This window comes from Nonomuraea aurantiaca (genome assembly GCF_020215705.1).
In the GTDB taxonomy this organism is placed as follows: Bacteria; Actinomycetota; Actinomycetes; order Streptosporangiales; family Streptosporangiaceae; genus Nonomuraea; species Nonomuraea aurantiaca.
This window is the reverse complement of the sequence record NZ_JAIWNB010000001.1, coordinates 443220-457141: the sequence shown is the minus strand read 5'-3', so window position 1 is coordinate 457141 and position 13922 is coordinate 443220. Positions and strand designations below refer to the sequence as shown.

Genomic DNA, 13922 nt, shown 5'->3' with positions numbered 1-13922 from the left:
AGGGTTATCCCGCCCCCCCGCCCATACGTTCGAGCTCATCCTCCACGATTGCCGAGTCGAGTTTCTGGAAAAGCAGTCCCGGCGCGCTCAGCGGTATTCCCGGCTTAATCGGCACCGACTTCCACACCGCGCTCGTCGAATAGTCGCCCATGAGCACGGTGTAGGTTTCGCCGTCCTCCTCGACCTCCCGCAGTTCCGGCATCCCTGACCAGGGCGCGGATCCCCCCAGGATCCGGTGCACTCGTTCGGAGGACTCGGGCAGAAACGGGGTGAGCAGGCTCTTGCAGTCGTCGACGACCTGGAGCGCGACGTGCACAACCGTGGCGGCGCGTTCGGGATCCGAGCCGTGCAACGCCCAGGGCCGCTGCTCGGAGGTGTACTTGTTCGCACTCGCCACCACCTTCATCACGGCCGCCAGCGCCGCCCGCTGCCGCTGTTGCTCCAGCAGGTCACCAACCAGGCCGAAGGACGCTCGTGAGGAGGCCAACAGCTCGTGGTCGAGGTCGTTCAGCGCCCCGGCCTCGGGGATACCGCCGAAGTACTTGGCCGCCATCGAGACCGTCCGGTTGACCAGGTTGCCCCAGCCGGCGACGAGTTCGTCGTTGTTCCTGCTGACGAATGCGCTCCAGGTGAAGTCGGTGTCGGCGGTCTCCGGACCCGCAGCGGCCAAATAGTAGCGAAGCGAGTCACTCGAGTACCGTGACAGGAAGTCGCGCACGTGGATGACCACGTCACGCGAAGAGGAGAACTTCCGCCCTTCCATGGTCAGGAACTCGCTGGAGACGACCCGCTCGGGAAGGTTCAGACGGCCCAGCCGTCCGGCCGTCCCGCCCTTGGACCCCTCTCCGTTGTATCCCAGCAGGATGGACGGCCACATGACGCTGTGGAAGACGACGTTGTCCTTGCCCATGAAGTAGTGGGCCCTGGCGTCGGGATCGTGCCACCAGGCCTTCCACGCGTCCGGGTCGCCGGTGCGCCGAGCCCACTCCACCGAACCCGCGATGTAGCCGATGACCGCATCGAACCAGACGTAGAGGCGCTTGTCCTGCCGGTCGGCCCAGCCGTCCAGCGGGATCGGCACCCCCCAGTCGAGGTCGCGGCTAATCGCCCGAGGGGCCAGGTCGTTCAGCAGGTTCATGGTGAACTTTAGGACGTTTGGACGCCACCCCTGCCGGGTTTGCAGCCAGCCGCCGAGAACCTCGCCGAAGGCGCGCAGGTCGAGGAAGAAGTGCTCGGTCTTCACAAAGGCGGGGGTTTCGCCGTTTACCCGGCTGCGCGGCTGGAGGAGGTCGATCGGATCGAGCTGCTTGCTGCAGTGGTCGCACTGATCTCCCCGCGCGCCTGGGTCACCGCAGTGCGGGCAGGTCCCCTCGATGTAGCGGTCGGGCAGGGTTCGACCGGTCGACGGTGAGATCGCGCCGAGCATCGAGCGCGAGAAGATGTAGCCGTTGTCGTGGAGGCCGCGGAACATCTCTTGGACGATCGAGTAGTGGTTGCGGGTCGTCGTCCGGGTGAAGAGATCGTACGACAGGCCTAGGCCGCAAAGATCCTCGGAGATCACCCGGCTGTACTTGTCAGCTATGTCCTTCGCCCGTACCCCCGCGGCGTCGGCCGCCAGGAGGATGGGCGTGCCGTGCTCGTCGGTGCCGCTCACCATGAGTACGTGGTTGCCGCGCATCCTCTCGAACCGGCTGAACACGTCCGACGGGACACCGAAGCCCGCAACATGACCGATATGTCGAGGACCGCTCGCGTAGGGCCACGCGACGCCCGTAAAGACATTCTGACCTGCCATGATCAAGCAACACCCTTCTTGATTGTACCGGGCCGGAGTTTCCTGATCCGGGCGGCGGCATCGAGGAGTTCGGCGTCCGGTGCGGAGAAGCAAATCCTGATGAGAGGCGCGGACGGCGGCCCGAGATGGAACGCCTCACCAGGGACGGCGCCGACACCGGCCTCAGTGAGCAGCAGCTCGGCCGCCTCGGCCCCGGTGTCCACGCCGAGCGGGAGACAGCCGATGAACAGGTAGTAGGAGCCCTCGGGCTCCGGCACCGTGCAGCCGGTCTCCCTGAACGCCGACGCAATGATCTCCTTCTTCCGCGCGTACATCTGGCGCAGATCCGCGTAATAGCCGGTGGGCAGGCCGAGCGCCGTGCACGCGAGGCGCTGTAACGGCACCGGAGCGCAGATGGAGATCACGTCCGAGACCGCCCTGACCGGATCCACCAGGCGCGGCGGCCCGGTCAGATAACCGAGCCGCCAGCCCGGAACGCTGAAAGTCTTGGACAGGCCGCTGATCGTTACTGTGCGGTCGGCGAGATCCTCCACCGTGGCCGGTGACAGATGGGCGGCGTCCGTGAAGTGAATGTATTCGTAGATCTCATCGGTGATCACCAGCAGGTCGTGCCTTCTGGCCAGGGCCGCGACCGCCGCGATCTCCGCGCGGTCAAAGCGTCTCCCGCTGGGGTTGGCCGGGGTACACACCACGATCGCGCGAGTCCGCGCGCTGACCGCCCCGGCGAGCGTGTCTTCGGTCAGCCGCAGGCCGGGCCCGCAGAGCGGGGCCACCCGCGGGGTCATGCCGCACAACTCGATCGCGGCGCGGTGGTAGCTGTAGAACGGCTCGATGAGGACGACCTCGTCGCCGGACCGCAGATGTGCCCGCAAGGTGGCGTAGAAGGCGCTCGACGTGCCCACCGTCACGAGCACCTGGGTATCGGGATCGGCCTCGATGCCGTTGTCCCTCGCCAGCTTTTCCGCGATCGCGAGGCGCAGGTCGGGGATGCCCCGCGCGTCCGAGTAGGTGTGCTCCAGACGGTCGGCCCGCGCCATTGCCTCGATCAGCGGCACGGGCGGGTCCACCCGGCACAGGCCCTGCGCCAGGTTGATCGCCCCGGCCTCCACGCATCTGGCGGTGATCTCCCGGATCGGCGAGTTCCTCATGTCGCGCTCCATCCGCCGTCCACGGGGAGCACACAACCGGTGACATACGACGCCGCCGGGGAGACAAGGAACAACAGCGGGCCGACGATCTCCTCCGGTTGGCCCCAGCGTCCGGCGGGAATCCGGTCCAGCAGCCGCGGGCCCCTGACCGGGTCCTCTCGGGCCGGTTCGCTGAGCTCGGTGACGAAATAGCCGGCGGCGATGGCGTTAACCCGGACTCCGGTCCCAGCCCACTCGACCGCGAGGCAGCGGGTGAGCTGGTCGAGTGCGCCCTTGCTGGCGGCGTAGGACGCCACCTCCGCCATGCCCGACCTGCCGAGCACCGAGGAGATCGTGACGATCCGCCCCTCGCCGCGCCGCACCATCGTTCGACCCGCGGCGCGGGCCAGCGCGAAGGATCCAGTGAGGTTGACGTCGAGTACTCTTCGCCAGGAGTCGAGCCCGAGCTCGGCCGTCGGCCGCCGCTCGATGACGCCCGCGTTGTTCACCAGGATGTCAAGACGGCCCATCTCCCTGATCACCCGGTCGACGAGTTCGTCGGCGCGGTCGGCGGCGGCGACGTCGAACGCGCCGCCCGCCGCCTCATACCCCAAGGCCCGCAATCCTTTGACCGCCTCGGCGACCGTCTCCGCGGACCGCCCGATCAGGTATACCCTCGCCCCTGCCCGGGCTAATCCGCTCGCCAGTGCCAGTCCCAGGCCCCGGGTGCCACCGGTGATCAGAGAGACCTGCCCTTGGAGATCTTCCATGATCAGGAACCCGCCGAGACGGGCAGCCGCTCCGCGCTGATCGTGCTCTGGTGGTACCAGGTATTGCCCGCCGCCTCGGAGATCAGCTCCCGGGACCGGGTGTTGCGGTACCGGCCAAGTTCGAGGGTCAGAACCTGTACCAGATGCAGCGCGCAGAAGAAGCGGCGCGCGAACGTCGGCTGGCCGAGTTCGACGACGCGGACGGCCACGTTCGTGTTCTCCGGACGGGGCGCGGACAACAACGCCGCGAGGTTGGCGGCCTTCTCCTTGGTGTAGGGGTCGTCGTCGGAGGAGACGAACACCAGCACACTGTGCCGCCGTTCGGGGTTGGAAAGGGAGGCCACCTCGCTGTGGCAGAACTCGTGGATGAAGTTGCGTGTCGCCGGCACCATGGCGATCTCGTTCAGGTGCATCTTGCAAAGCTTCAGCAGACTCTCGTGGTACTTCGGCGACGCCACCATGACGACGTTGGCGTCACGGCTCTCCCTGCCCAAGGAGCGGGCGCGTGCCGTCCACGTCGCGTCGAAGTCGGCGCGGACGGCCGAGGCCAGCCCAAGGACCTCGGTCAGCGACTCCGGGCCGAGGATGCCCACCTTGACGAAGAAGTCCACGAGGATCGCGAAGTACTGGGTCACATGGAAGAGCGGATATTCCCGGTCGGGGTTCAGCAGCCGCCAGCGCAGGATCGAAATGCCGTGCTCGCGCGCCAAGTCGCCCAGGTCGCCGCCCGAGGTGAGTACCACTACCTGGTCCTTGCGGGGAAGCAGGCGCTGGAGGGCCAGCAGCGGCTCCCGGGAGAAACCGCTGTAGGAGCTAACGATGAAGAGCGTCCCGGCGTCGTGCACCACACTTCCAGGAAGCAGGCTGTCCCAGTCGTAGTCGTTCACCACATGCACCTCGAACGACGACCTCTGTTCCTTGAGATAACCGCGGATGATGTCGGAGACGATCGCCGAGCAGCCCATTCCGGTAAAGACGATCCTGCTGAACTCGCCTTCCGAGATGCGTCGGGCTAAGTCGTCGGAGAACTCGTCCGACGAATACTCGTTTCCCTTGAGAAAACCGCAGTGATACTCCTCGTTGATGAATTGGGAATATCTGGCGATGCGCGGCTGCAGGGGCATGGTGGCTACCTTCCGGTTCTCCGGTCGAGTCTGGCCTCGATTATCAGGTCCGGGCCAGAGACACTCCGGCGGTTTCCCCTTCCCCGATCGATGAGGAAACGGGAAACCCCGCGAAGTCCATTCCGGAGACCGCGGACCGCGCCGTTACCAAGACGGCAGTTTCTTCCGTAAGTAGTATCAAGAGCCGTGTCCGGGATATTTTTGAACTTCCGCTCGGCCGACGCCGGGTCATATGCCGCGGTCGTGCTGGACGAGATTCTGGGCACGATCTTCAGCTCCGAACTTGTGTTCCGGTCGAGCCGGACCATCCAGGCCGGGGTCCGTTTCGACGAGGTACTGCTCGAAGGCGTCACGACCTGCGACGTCATGCTGTCGCTTATCGGCCCCGAATGGCTGACTGCCGCCACCGCCGACGGGACCCGGCATCTCGACCGGACCGACGACTGGGTGCGAAAAGAGATCTCCATCGCCCTCAAACGGGGAATCCCGGTGATCCCGGTCCTGCTGACTGGCGCCACCCGGCCCGCCAAGGCCGATCTCCCATCCGACATCGCGGAACTCGCCGACCGCCAAGCCGTCTACCTACGGCACCGGCATATCGGCTCAGACATGGCCCACCTCATGAGCCAGGTGACAGCGGTGGCTCCCGCCCTCGCCGCAGCGGGAATCTTCGCGCCGTCCACCGCCCTCCCCGAGACCTACCTTCCAAGCATGCTGCTGCGCCCGGAGTACGGGGTCGTCCCCTTTAGTGGCAGGGAGGCCGAGCTCTCGGACCTGGACATGTGGATGGCCGGCCCTTCCGCGCAGGCGGCCCGGCTGATAACGGCGCCAGCCGGGCAGGGCAAGACTCGGCTCGCCCTGCGATTGTGCGAACTGGCCCGGGAGAGGAACTGGTTGGCCGGGGTGATCGCCGACGATACCCCGGCGAAGATGTTCGGCCGAGTCGCCCCCGTCTCCACCCCGCTGCTGCTGGTCGTCGACTACGCCGAAGGCAGGACGGCCCATCTGCGCGACCTCGTCGCCGCTCTTGTACGCGGTGCCGGAGCCAACCCTGTGCGGGTGCTCCTCCTCGCCCGCTCGGCCGGCGACTGCATGCGGGAACTGCATGACCACCCCGACGACCGGGTCGCCGACGTCTTCCTGCGGATGGTCGAACAGCGGCTGACCTCCCTGACCGACTGCGTCCGTGACCGGCACGCGGAGTTCGTACGGGCGCTAGCCGCGATGTCCGGACGGATCGGACAGTCGGCCGAGGGCTTCGACGCTCCGCCGCTCATCGAGACCGACCGCTACGACCGGGTGCTGGACGTCCACGCGGCCGCGCTGGCGGCGCTCCTCGACGAACACACTCAGGGCGAGAGCTCCGATCCGGAGGAGGACCCGGTGGCGCGGGTCTTGCATCATGAACGGCGCTATTGGAAGCGGACCTGCGCCGCCTACGAGTTGGCCGATCCGCACAGCGCCCGCCTCGACTCCGTCGTCGCGGCCGCCACCCTGTTCGGGGCGGCGACCGAGCACGACGCCGTCGAGCTGCTCGGTCTCCTGCCGACCTTCGAAGATCAGGGCAGGGACGTCGTCATGCGGTTCGTGCGCTGGCTCCAGGGCTCTATCCGGGACCGCAGGCGCTCAACTCTGTCCGCCCCGACCGGCTGGGGGAAGACCAGGCCGCCGCCGCGCTGTCCGCCGACTCCTCGATCGCGGTCAGACCATCACGGTTCGTGAATGATGGACAGCTGCGCCAGGCGCTGACCGTGATGGGTCGCGGCGCGCCCCGCCATCCGCGGCTCACCGGCGTCCTCACCGAGGTCTCGGCCCGGACCGGGGCCCGGTTCGTCGAGGCCGCCGTCACGGTCGCGACCCGGTTAGAGGATCCTCGCCCGCTAGTGGGGGTCTTGCGGGAAGCCGTCAACGAGAACGGCGACCAGGCGGTGAATCTGGTCCTTGCCCAGATCCCCGACACCACCCTGGCACTGGCGGAGTTGGCCGTCCTCGCCAACGAACGCGCCCTTGAGGCGCATCTCCTCCTGCCGGACCGTGACCCGGCCGTCACGGCTCACCTCCTGAACCGGCTGGCGCGCCGGCTGCGCCAGCTCGGAAAACCTCACGACGGGCTCATTGCGATCAGGCAGAGCTTTGACCTCTACCGGCGGCTCGCCGAAACCGACCAGGAGACCTACCTCACGCACTGCATGTCGGCGCTGCACATCGCGTCGTTGTGTCTCAGCGATCTAGGCGAGGCAGAGGCCGCGGCCGACCACGCCGAACGCGCCGTCATCGGGTACCGCGGGCTCATGGCAGCCCGGCCCGACGCGTACGCCTCGGAGCTGGCCAACTCGCTCAACACCTTGTCCAACCGCTACCGCGCCCTGAGCCGCCACCGCGAGGCGGTGGACACCGCGACAGAGGCCACCCAGCTTTACATCGGCCTCTGGGACAGCGGGCATGAGACCACGGTGATGCACGATCTCGCCAGGTCTCTCAACAACCTCGCGGTGCACCTGCGGGCCACCGGGGACCATGCTGCGGCCCTGGAGATCGTCCTCGACGCGATCGACCTCCGGCGCCGTTTGGCTGACCACCAACCGGACGCCTATCTCCCGGATCTGGCGAGCACCCTGAACACCAAGGCCCTCCTCTTGGAGGACATCGACCGGAAGGAAGAGGCCGCCGAGGCCGCCGCCGAAACCATCGAGATCTACCGCCGCTTGGCCATGCACCGCCCAGAGGTGTTCCTCAGCGACCTCGCCATGGCCCTGAACAATGGGGCGATCATCTCGGCTCCGGTCGGGCTTACCGCCGAGTCGCTGGCCATGGCTGAGGAGAGTGCCACCCTCTACCGCGAGCTCGCGATCCGGGATCCGGGGGTGTTCACCCAGGACCTCGCCATGGCCTTCAACACGAAGGCTCTGGCCCTCGGCAGACTGGGCAGGACCGAGGAGGCGCTGGAAACGATCAATGCCTCGGTGGAGATCAGAAGGAGCTTACTGCCGACCGAGGATCGAGAAATCCTGAGCGGGCTTGGTGCGGCGCTGGCCAATCTCGGCGTCCGGCTTCGGAGTATGAACCGGTTTGAGGAGGCAGCGGCGAATTCGGAGGAGTCGGTGGCCGTCTTCCGCGAACTTGCGGCGCAGGAGGACGGTTACCGCTCGCGTCTGGCCAACGCGCTCAACGGCCTCGCACTCGCCCGGGCCTCGCTCGGGCTGACGGCGGAAAGCGCCGCCGCGGCGGGCGAAGCCGTCGCCGTGTACCGCGCCATCCGCGAGGACCAGCCTTCGCTCTGCCGCAGAGACCTCGCTGCAGCGCTAACCAATCTAGCCGCCGCGGTCAACGGTGAGGAGCCGGAACGTGCGCTCGGGCTTCTGGAGGAAGCGCTCCAGCTCTGCGATCCGGTCACCGACGCCGCCCTCAGCGGAGAGATCCTAGACAGCATCGCTGCTCTCCGCCAATCCGGACCGGACGACCCGGCGGACACAGTCAACAGGTGAAGATCTCCCTGATCAGCTGGGTCGACTCACGAGCCGACGTCGCCATGACCCGCTCTCCGCCCGGCCATATATGTCCGAACCCGTCACCAAACCAACGCGGCACCAGATGGATGTGCAGGTGGAACACCGTCTGCGTGGCCGCGGCGCCCGCCGAGGTGATGATGTTGAGCCCGTTGGGCCGCAGCGCTTCCTTGATCGCCCGCGCCAGTCGCACGATGTGCACGTCCATCGAGAGCGTCTCCTCCGGCAACATCCAGATATCGGCAATGTGCACCCGAGGCACAACAAGAAGATGCCCCGGGTTTGCCGGTCTACGCGGAGCGAACGCCACCACGTCGATATCGGCATAGGCGATATCGGCCGGGGCCCTTCCTTCCACGATCGCACAGAACGAACACTGATTCATCTGACCTCACAGTGATCGGGCATTCCGGTACCGCTGCGGCTTGCCACAGCGGCCCACACTCACATCGGGAATGGTCGGGTAACACTTCCTGCCTTCCCCGAGCTCGGCCTCCAGAAAACCAGCTGATCCACCAAGAGTCGGTGACATCTGTAGCAGCAAAGCGAAGGAGGCCACGACGGCACGGTTCCCATGATCCATCACGAGGTTTCCGGTTTCCTCTGATAAGTGAAACAGGACACGGAGCAGTTTGACAAAGCTTGTTGTTTACACTCAGACAGCAAAGTGTCCCGAATAGTCTCCGATACTCAGGAGTTGCACATGGAAGGACTCGCTGGCCTTGGTGGCGTCTTCGTCGGCGTATGGTTGACCTACTGGCTCACTGTGAACCAGCGGCATCTGGCCATGACCTTCGAACTACACAAGGAACTACACGGCCCTGAAATGATCCGCGCCCGCTATACCTGCGCCGATATCCTCATGGAAAATCCCGGCCTCACCTATGATGAACTGGATCAGCATCTTGGCTATTCGACCATGGGAGACTTACGTCAGATCATCTATTTCTTCCAGCGCCTTTGGCTCTCCATCGAACACGGAGAGATTCGAAAGAAATACGTATGCCGCCTCTTTGGTGACACCTACTCCTGGTGGTACAAGACGACACTGGAAGCCAATCTAGTTCCAAACGGATCAGAAGTAGCAAAGGATCTCGAAGCACTTTGGAATTGGATGAACAAGAACTCCACCTCCGAACAAAGAAGAATCTGGCGAGGCTCAACACCCTCCCATCAGGGCTGATGCGTTCTCGTGAGGTGAGTGGCAGAGCTGGGCGAGACACGGGAGCGGAACGACGGACACGCCCCTCGATGATCTTAGATCTACAGTCCAGCCGACCATCGCGAACGGTCGCGTCCGTATGCAGCTCGGGTTTGGAACTGTACGGTTTTCGGCTCTGACACGAATTTGATGGTGACGGAGCGTGTGGGGTCTTGACCCGCCGGGTGGACGCCTCCCACACCCGGCGTCTGCCGGATGTGCCGGCCAGCCGCACGGTAGTCGTCGACCTGCGCGTACGTGGACTGGGGTGCGATGCCTGCGGCTGTGTGCGGCAAACGTTCCGCGAGCAGGTCCCGCAGCTGGCAGCCCGTCATGCTCACCGCACCGTGGAGCCGACCGCGCTGATCGCGGACCTGGCGGTGGTGCCGGCCGACCGCGCCGGAGCGGCCGTGCTGTCCCAGCCGGCGGTGAAGGTCTCGTGGACCACGGTGCTACGACTATTGATGGCCGTTCCCGCCCCTCCGGTCTGGTACCGCCGCCAAGACGGGCTGACCAGCGCCGAGAAGGACGAGATGGCCCGGCTACGACGTGAGGTCAAGCTGCTACGCGAGGAGAAGGAGATCTTGCATAAAGCCGCGGTTTTCTTCACGCGGGAGACGGATCGGCCGATATGAGGATCCGGCTGATCGATGCGGAGAAAGACCACCACGACGTCTCCCTGCTGGCCCGGGTGCTGGGTGTCTCACGCCAGGGCTACTACGCCTGGGACGCCGACGTCCTGAAGCCTGCGGTCTTCTCAGCGGGAGCACCGACGGACATGACGTTCCACGATCTTCGCCACACCTTCGCCAGTACGGCGCTCGCCGAAGACGTGCCCATCTCCGAGGTGTCCCGGTGGCTCGGGCACGAGTCCATCACCACCGTGGATCTCTACGGGCATCTGGTCCCCGAGGCGTCCGAGCGAGCTCGCACGGCCCTGGACCACGCCTTCGCCGTGGCGGGCGGGCTCGCGTGAATGTGCCCCCATTGTGCCCTCCGGCCGCTTTGATCTTGCCTGATCAGGGCTTCGCCGCAGGTCAGAGGAGAGTAAGGCGGACGAGTCGGCCTGTAGGCCGGGTTCTGTCCTTCGTCGGAACGAAGGGGCGACCATCCATCTAGGGCCGTCGTTGCCGGCGGCCTCAAGCGGTCTACCCGCGCGGCTCGGGCGGGCAGCCCTCGAACGTCGCGCGCGGGACGCTCCGGAGAGCGTCCCTTCTTGACCTTGCTCCGGGTGGGGTTTACCTAGCCGCCCACGTCACCGTGGGCGCTGGTGGTCTCTTACACCACCGTTTCACCCTTACCTCCAGAAGGATCTGGAGGCGGTTTGCTTTCTGTGGCACTGTCCCGCGGATCGCCCCGGGTCGGCGTTACCGACCACCCTGCCCTGTGGAGCCCGGACCTTCCTCGGCGGGCCCGTGAAGGGCCCGACGCGGCCGCCCGGCCGACTCGTCTAGCTGGAAGTTTACCAAACCCCCGTAGATCTTCCGTCGGTCGACCAGCCTGCTCCGCTGGGATGTCAGCGTAGGTGGGAGGTGTCGTTGAAGGACTTCACCGCGGACTGGCCGTCCGCGTAGTGCTCGATCAGCGACAGGCATGCCAGGTCCAGGTGCATACGGTAGAGCGCCGCAGGAGGTGCCATCAGCGCGAACCGCAGCAGCGTCTTGATGGGCGTCACGTGCGACACGATGAGCACCGTCCGGCCCTCGTACCGCTCGACCAGGCGCTCCTCCGCTCGCTTGACGCGCTCCGCCACGGCCTCGAAGCTCTCGCCGTCCGGGGGCGCGGTGGTCGGGTCGGCGAGCCAGGCGGCCAGTTCGGCCGGCCAGCCGCGCTGGACCTCCGTGAACGTATGGCCCTCCCAGGCGCCGAAATCGGCCTCCCTGAGGTCGTCGTCCACTTCTACGGCGAGCCCCGCGCGCTGGGCGACCGCCTCCGCGGTCTGCCGGGCGCGCTTGAGGGGGGAGGTGACGATCACGTCCAGGTGGTACGGCTCGCGGGACAGCCGCTCGGCGGCGGCCGATGCCTGGGCCAGGCCCTTGGTGGTGAGTTCGGCGTCGCCCAGGCCGGAGAAGCGGCGGTCGACGGACAGTGGGGTCTCGCCGTGGCGCAGCAGGAGCAGGGAGGTCGCCACTCGGGTCGGTGGGGCCCAGCCGGTGCCGCGGTCGCGCTGCTGGGTGGTGGCCGACTGGGAGGCGGCCACCGAGGCGGTAGGGGCGGACACGTTGTCAGCTATGTCCAGGAGGTCCGTCTGTTGGGTGGATGAGGGCCGGGGCCGGGCCGAGGTTCCGGAGTCGCCCCGCGAGTTGGCCCGGGTTTCGTTGCCGCCCCGGGTTTCGGACAAAGTTCGGGTTTCGGAGTCGGCCGGAGTAGACGTGGGCGGCGGCGAGTCCGTAAGGGCCGCGCCGCCCGCCTTCCAGGTCAAACCCTTCGCCGCGGCGTCCATCGCCTCGTTGGCCAGGCGGTCCGCGTGCCGGTTCTGGTCGCGCGGGATCCAGGTCCACTCCGTCACCCGCAGCCGTCTGGCCAGTTTGCCGGCCTCCAGGGCGAGCGGGCGCAGGCCCTCGTTCTTGATCTTCCAGCGGCCGGCCATCTGCTCGATGACCAGTTTGGAGTCCATGCGTACCGCGACCTGGGCGCCCTCGCCCCCCACCGCGAGCACCGACGTCAGCCCGGCGATCAGCCCTCGGTATTCGGCCACGTTGTTGGTCGTGACGCCGATCGCCTCCGCCGCTTCCGCCAGCACCTGGCGGTCGGTGGCGTCCATGACCACGGCGCCGTAGCCGGCGGGCCCGGGGTTGCCGCGCGAGCCGCCGTCCGCCTCGATGATGTAGGAGCTCATATGCCTGACTCTGGAGTACGTACGAGGATGCGGCGGCACTCCTCGCAACGCAGCACCTCGTCGTGCGGCGCGGCCTTGATGCGGTTCATCTCGGCGATCGACAGGGCCACCTTGCAGCCCTGGCACCGGCCGCCCCTGAGCATGGCGGCGCCCACGCCGTACTGGTCCTTGAGCTTGGTGTAGAGCGCGAGCAGGTCGGCGGGGATCTCGCCGGCGACGGCGGCGCGGCGGGTCTGGGCCTCGCCCGCCTCCTTGTCGAGGTCGACCAGCAGGGCGTCGCGGCGGTCCTCGGCGGCGGCGCGCGTGGCGGCGATCTCGTCGCGCTGCGCGATCAGGTCGAGGACCTTGCTGTCGGCGGCCTCGCGGCGTTCCATGATCTCCAGCACGACCTCTTCGAGGTCGCCCTGGCGCTTGTGCAGGGAGGCGATCTCGGACTGGAGGCTCGCCAGGTCCTTCGGCGAGCTGACGGCGCCGGAGTCGAGCCGCTTCTGGTCGCGGTCGGCGCGGCTGCGGACGGCGTCGACGTCGTTCTCGGCCTTGGCCTGCTCGCGGGCCAGGTCGCCGGCCTCGGTCTCGGCGCCGATCACGTCGGTGGCGAGCTTGGCGTAGCGCTTCGACTGCTCGTCGATCTCCGCCAGCTCCGGCATCGTACGGCGGCGGTGCGCCAGCCGGTCGACCACGGAGTCAACGTCAGCCAGGTCGAGCAGTCGTTTCTGGGCCTCGGGGGCTGCTTTCATGATCAATATCCTCTTGTCCAAGCATCGGTGACCGTGGCGGAGACACGCGTCTCAACGGTAACGCCACTCGAACCCAGGATGGACGCGGCGCTGTCGAGCCATGGCCACTCGGTGGCCCAGTGCCCGGCGTCGATCAGCGCAGGGCCGCCCTCCTCGATGAATTCGCTGGTCGGGTGGTGTCTCAGGTCCGCGGTGAGGAACACGTCCACACCCGCGGCGCGGACCGTACCGAGGAGCGAATCGCCCGCTCCCCCGCTGACGGCCACGCGCGTGACGCGGCGGGCCAGGTCGCCCGCGACGCGGATGCCCTGCGCGGTCTCCGGCAGCCCCGCGACCGCCCGCTCGGCGAACTCCGCCAGCGTCATCTCCGACCGCAGGTCGCCGACGCGGCCGAGCCCGCGCCAGGGATCGTCGGGGAACGGCCGCAACGGGACCAGATCGCCGGTCAGGCCGACGGCGCGGGCCAGAGCGTCGGAGACGCCGGGGTTCGCCACGTCGGCGTTGGTGTGGGCGGTGTAGAGGGCGATGTCGTTCTTGATCAGGTTGTGGAGCAGGCGGCCCTTGGGCGTGGTCGCGGCGACGCTCGTGGTGCCGCGCAGATAGAGGGGATGGTGGGTGACGATCAGGTCGGCGCCCCACTCGACGGCCTCGGCGGCGACGGCCGCGACCGGATCGACCGCGAACAGCACCCGCCGCACCTCCTGCGCCGGGTCTCCGCAGACCAGGCCCACCGCGTCCCAGGACTCGGCTCGGGCGGGCGGGTAGGCCGCCTCGAGCTCCTTGATCACATCCGCCAGCGTCACTCCAGCCACCAGCGCAGACT

The 13922-nt window shown here is 67.1% G+C and carries 13 protein-coding genes and 1 other RNA gene; 5 read left to right on the top strand and 9 right to left on the bottom strand.

Annotated elements, in window-relative coordinates; genetic code table 11:
* Positions 1–4 precede the first annotated feature (4 nt).
* Genes metG through LDL49_RS02105 form a run of 4 tightly spaced genes read right to left on the bottom strand, consistent with a single transcriptional unit; the run spans position 5 to position 4816 of the window.
* Positions 5–1795, bottom strand: coding sequence for a methionine--tRNA ligase (gene metG, locus LDL49_RS02120; RefSeq protein WP_225289143.1), 1791 nt, complete (start codon positions 1793–1795; stop codon positions 5–7).
* Positions 1796–1797: 2 nt separating this feature from the next.
* Positions 1798–2943, bottom strand: coding sequence for a pyridoxal phosphate-dependent aminotransferase (locus tag LDL49_RS02115; RefSeq protein ID WP_225289142.1), 1146 nt, complete (start codon positions 2941–2943; stop codon positions 1798–1800).
* Positions 2940–3692 (bottom strand): SDR family NAD(P)-dependent oxidoreductase, encoded by a 753-nt coding sequence (locus LDL49_RS02110; protein WP_225289141.1) that lies wholly within the window; start codon positions 3690–3692, stop codon positions 2940–2942. Before LDL49_RS02110 ends, LDL49_RS02115 begins: the two co-directional genes overlap by 4 nt.
* Positions 3693–3694: 2 nt before the next feature.
* Complete coding sequence (locus LDL49_RS02105; RefSeq protein ID WP_225289140.1) at positions 3695–4816, bottom strand: SIS domain-containing protein; 1122 nt, start codon at positions 4814–4816, stop codon at positions 3695–3697.
* 186 nt (positions 4817–5002) lie between these two features.
* On the opposite strand from LDL49_RS02105, the gene LDL49_RS02100 reads away from it, so the two are divergent.
* Positions 5003–6538 carry a toll/interleukin-1 receptor domain-containing protein gene (locus LDL49_RS02100; protein ID WP_225289139.1) on the top strand — a complete coding sequence of 512 codons (1536 nt, stop codon included), beginning with the start codon at positions 5003–5005 and terminating at the stop codon, positions 6536–6538.
* Positions 6539–6570: 32 nt separating this feature from the next.
* Positions 6571–8301 carry a tetratricopeptide repeat protein gene (locus tag LDL49_RS02095; RefSeq protein WP_225289138.1) on the top strand — a complete coding sequence of 577 codons (1731 nt, stop codon included), beginning with the start codon at positions 6571–6573 and terminating at the stop codon, positions 8299–8301.
* On the opposite strand, the gene LDL49_RS02090 is transcribed toward LDL49_RS02095, so the two are convergent.
* Positions 8291–8707, bottom strand: a complete 417-nt coding sequence (locus LDL49_RS02090) for an HIT family protein (RefSeq protein WP_225289137.1) — start codon at positions 8705–8707, stop codon at positions 8291–8293. The two genes, LDL49_RS02095 and LDL49_RS02090, sit on opposite strands and share 11 nt — an antisense overlap.
* Before the next feature lie 318 nt (positions 8708–9025).
* Between LDL49_RS02090 and LDL49_RS02085 the strand changes: the two genes are divergently transcribed.
* The 3 genes from LDL49_RS02085 to LDL49_RS02075 all read left to right on the top strand — a co-directional run bounded on the left by LDL49_RS02085 (position 9026) and on the right by LDL49_RS02075 (position 10499).
* The gene (locus LDL49_RS02085; protein ID WP_225289136.1) at positions 9026–9505 is read left to right on the top strand and encodes a hypothetical protein; all 480 of its coding nucleotides are present in this window, start codon (positions 9026–9028) and stop codon (positions 9503–9505) included.
* A 203-nt stretch (positions 9506–9708) separates the two neighbouring features.
* Positions 9709–10158, top strand: a complete 450-nt coding sequence (locus tag LDL49_RS02080) for a hypothetical protein (protein ID WP_225289135.1) — start codon at positions 9709–9711, stop codon at positions 10156–10158.
* The gene (locus LDL49_RS02075; RefSeq protein WP_225289134.1) at positions 10155–10499 is read left to right on the top strand and encodes a tyrosine-type recombinase/integrase; all 345 of its coding nucleotides are present in this window, start codon (positions 10155–10157) and stop codon (positions 10497–10499) included. Before LDL49_RS02080 ends, LDL49_RS02075 begins: the two co-directional genes overlap by 4 nt.
* Before the next feature lie 77 nt (positions 10500–10576).
* Here the strand turns inward: LDL49_RS02075 and rnpB are convergent.
* From rnpB to LDL49_RS02055, 4 genes are all read right to left on the bottom strand, one after another.
* Positions 10577–10972: RNase P RNA component class A (rnpB, locus tag LDL49_RS02070), an RNA gene on the bottom strand.
* 67 nt (positions 10973–11039) lie between these two features.
* Positions 11040–12362, bottom strand: a complete 1323-nt coding sequence (locus LDL49_RS02065) for a bifunctional RNase H/acid phosphatase (protein WP_225289133.1) — start codon at positions 12360–12362, stop codon at positions 11040–11042.
* Complete coding sequence (locus LDL49_RS02060; protein ID WP_225289132.1) at positions 12359–13099, bottom strand: zinc ribbon domain-containing protein; 741 nt, start codon at positions 13097–13099, stop codon at positions 12359–12361. The genes LDL49_RS02065 and LDL49_RS02060 overlap by 4 nt, the downstream gene beginning before the upstream one ends.
* A gap of 2 nt (positions 13100–13101) precedes the next feature.
* Complete coding sequence (locus LDL49_RS02055) at positions 13102–13902, bottom strand: Nif3-like dinuclear metal center hexameric protein (RefSeq protein WP_225289836.1); 801 nt, start codon at positions 13900–13902, stop codon at positions 13102–13104.
* Between the last annotated feature and the right edge of the window lie 20 nt (positions 13903–13922).

Coding starts and splice junctions, on each gene's coding strand:
- metG (WP_225289143.1), bottom strand. CDS start 1,795: ATGGCAGGTCAGAATGTCTTTACGGGCGTCGCGTGGCCCTACGCGAGC.
- LDL49_RS02115 (WP_225289142.1), bottom strand. CDS start 2,943: ATGAGGAACTCGCCGATCCGGGAGATCACCGCCAGATGCGTGGAGGCC.
- LDL49_RS02110 (WP_225289141.1), bottom strand. CDS start 3,692: ATGGAAGATCTCCAAGGGCAGGTCTCTCTGATCACCGGTGGCACCCGG.
- LDL49_RS02105 (WP_225289140.1), bottom strand. CDS start 4,816: ATGCCCCTGCAGCCGCGCATCGCCAGATATTCCCAATTCATCAACGAG.
- LDL49_RS02095 (WP_225289138.1), top strand. CDS start 6,571: ATGGGTCGCGGCGCGCCCCGCCATCCGCGGCTCACCGGCGTCCTCACC.
- LDL49_RS02090 (WP_225289137.1), bottom strand. CDS start 8,707: ATGAATCAGTGTTCGTTCTGTGCGATCGTGGAAGGAAGGGCCCCGGCC.
- LDL49_RS02085 (WP_225289136.1), top strand. CDS start 9,026: ATGGAAGGACTCGCTGGCCTTGGTGGCGTCTTCGTCGGCGTATGGTTG.
- LDL49_RS02075 (WP_225289134.1), top strand. CDS start 10,155: ATGAGGATCCGGCTGATCGATGCGGAGAAAGACCACCACGACGTCTCC.
- LDL49_RS02065 (WP_225289133.1), bottom strand. CDS start 12,362: ATGAGCTCCTACATCATCGAGGCGGACGGCGGCTCGCGCGGCAACCCC.
- LDL49_RS02060 (WP_225289132.1), bottom strand. CDS start 13,099: ATGAAAGCAGCCCCCGAGGCCCAGAAACGACTGCTCGACCTGGCTGAC.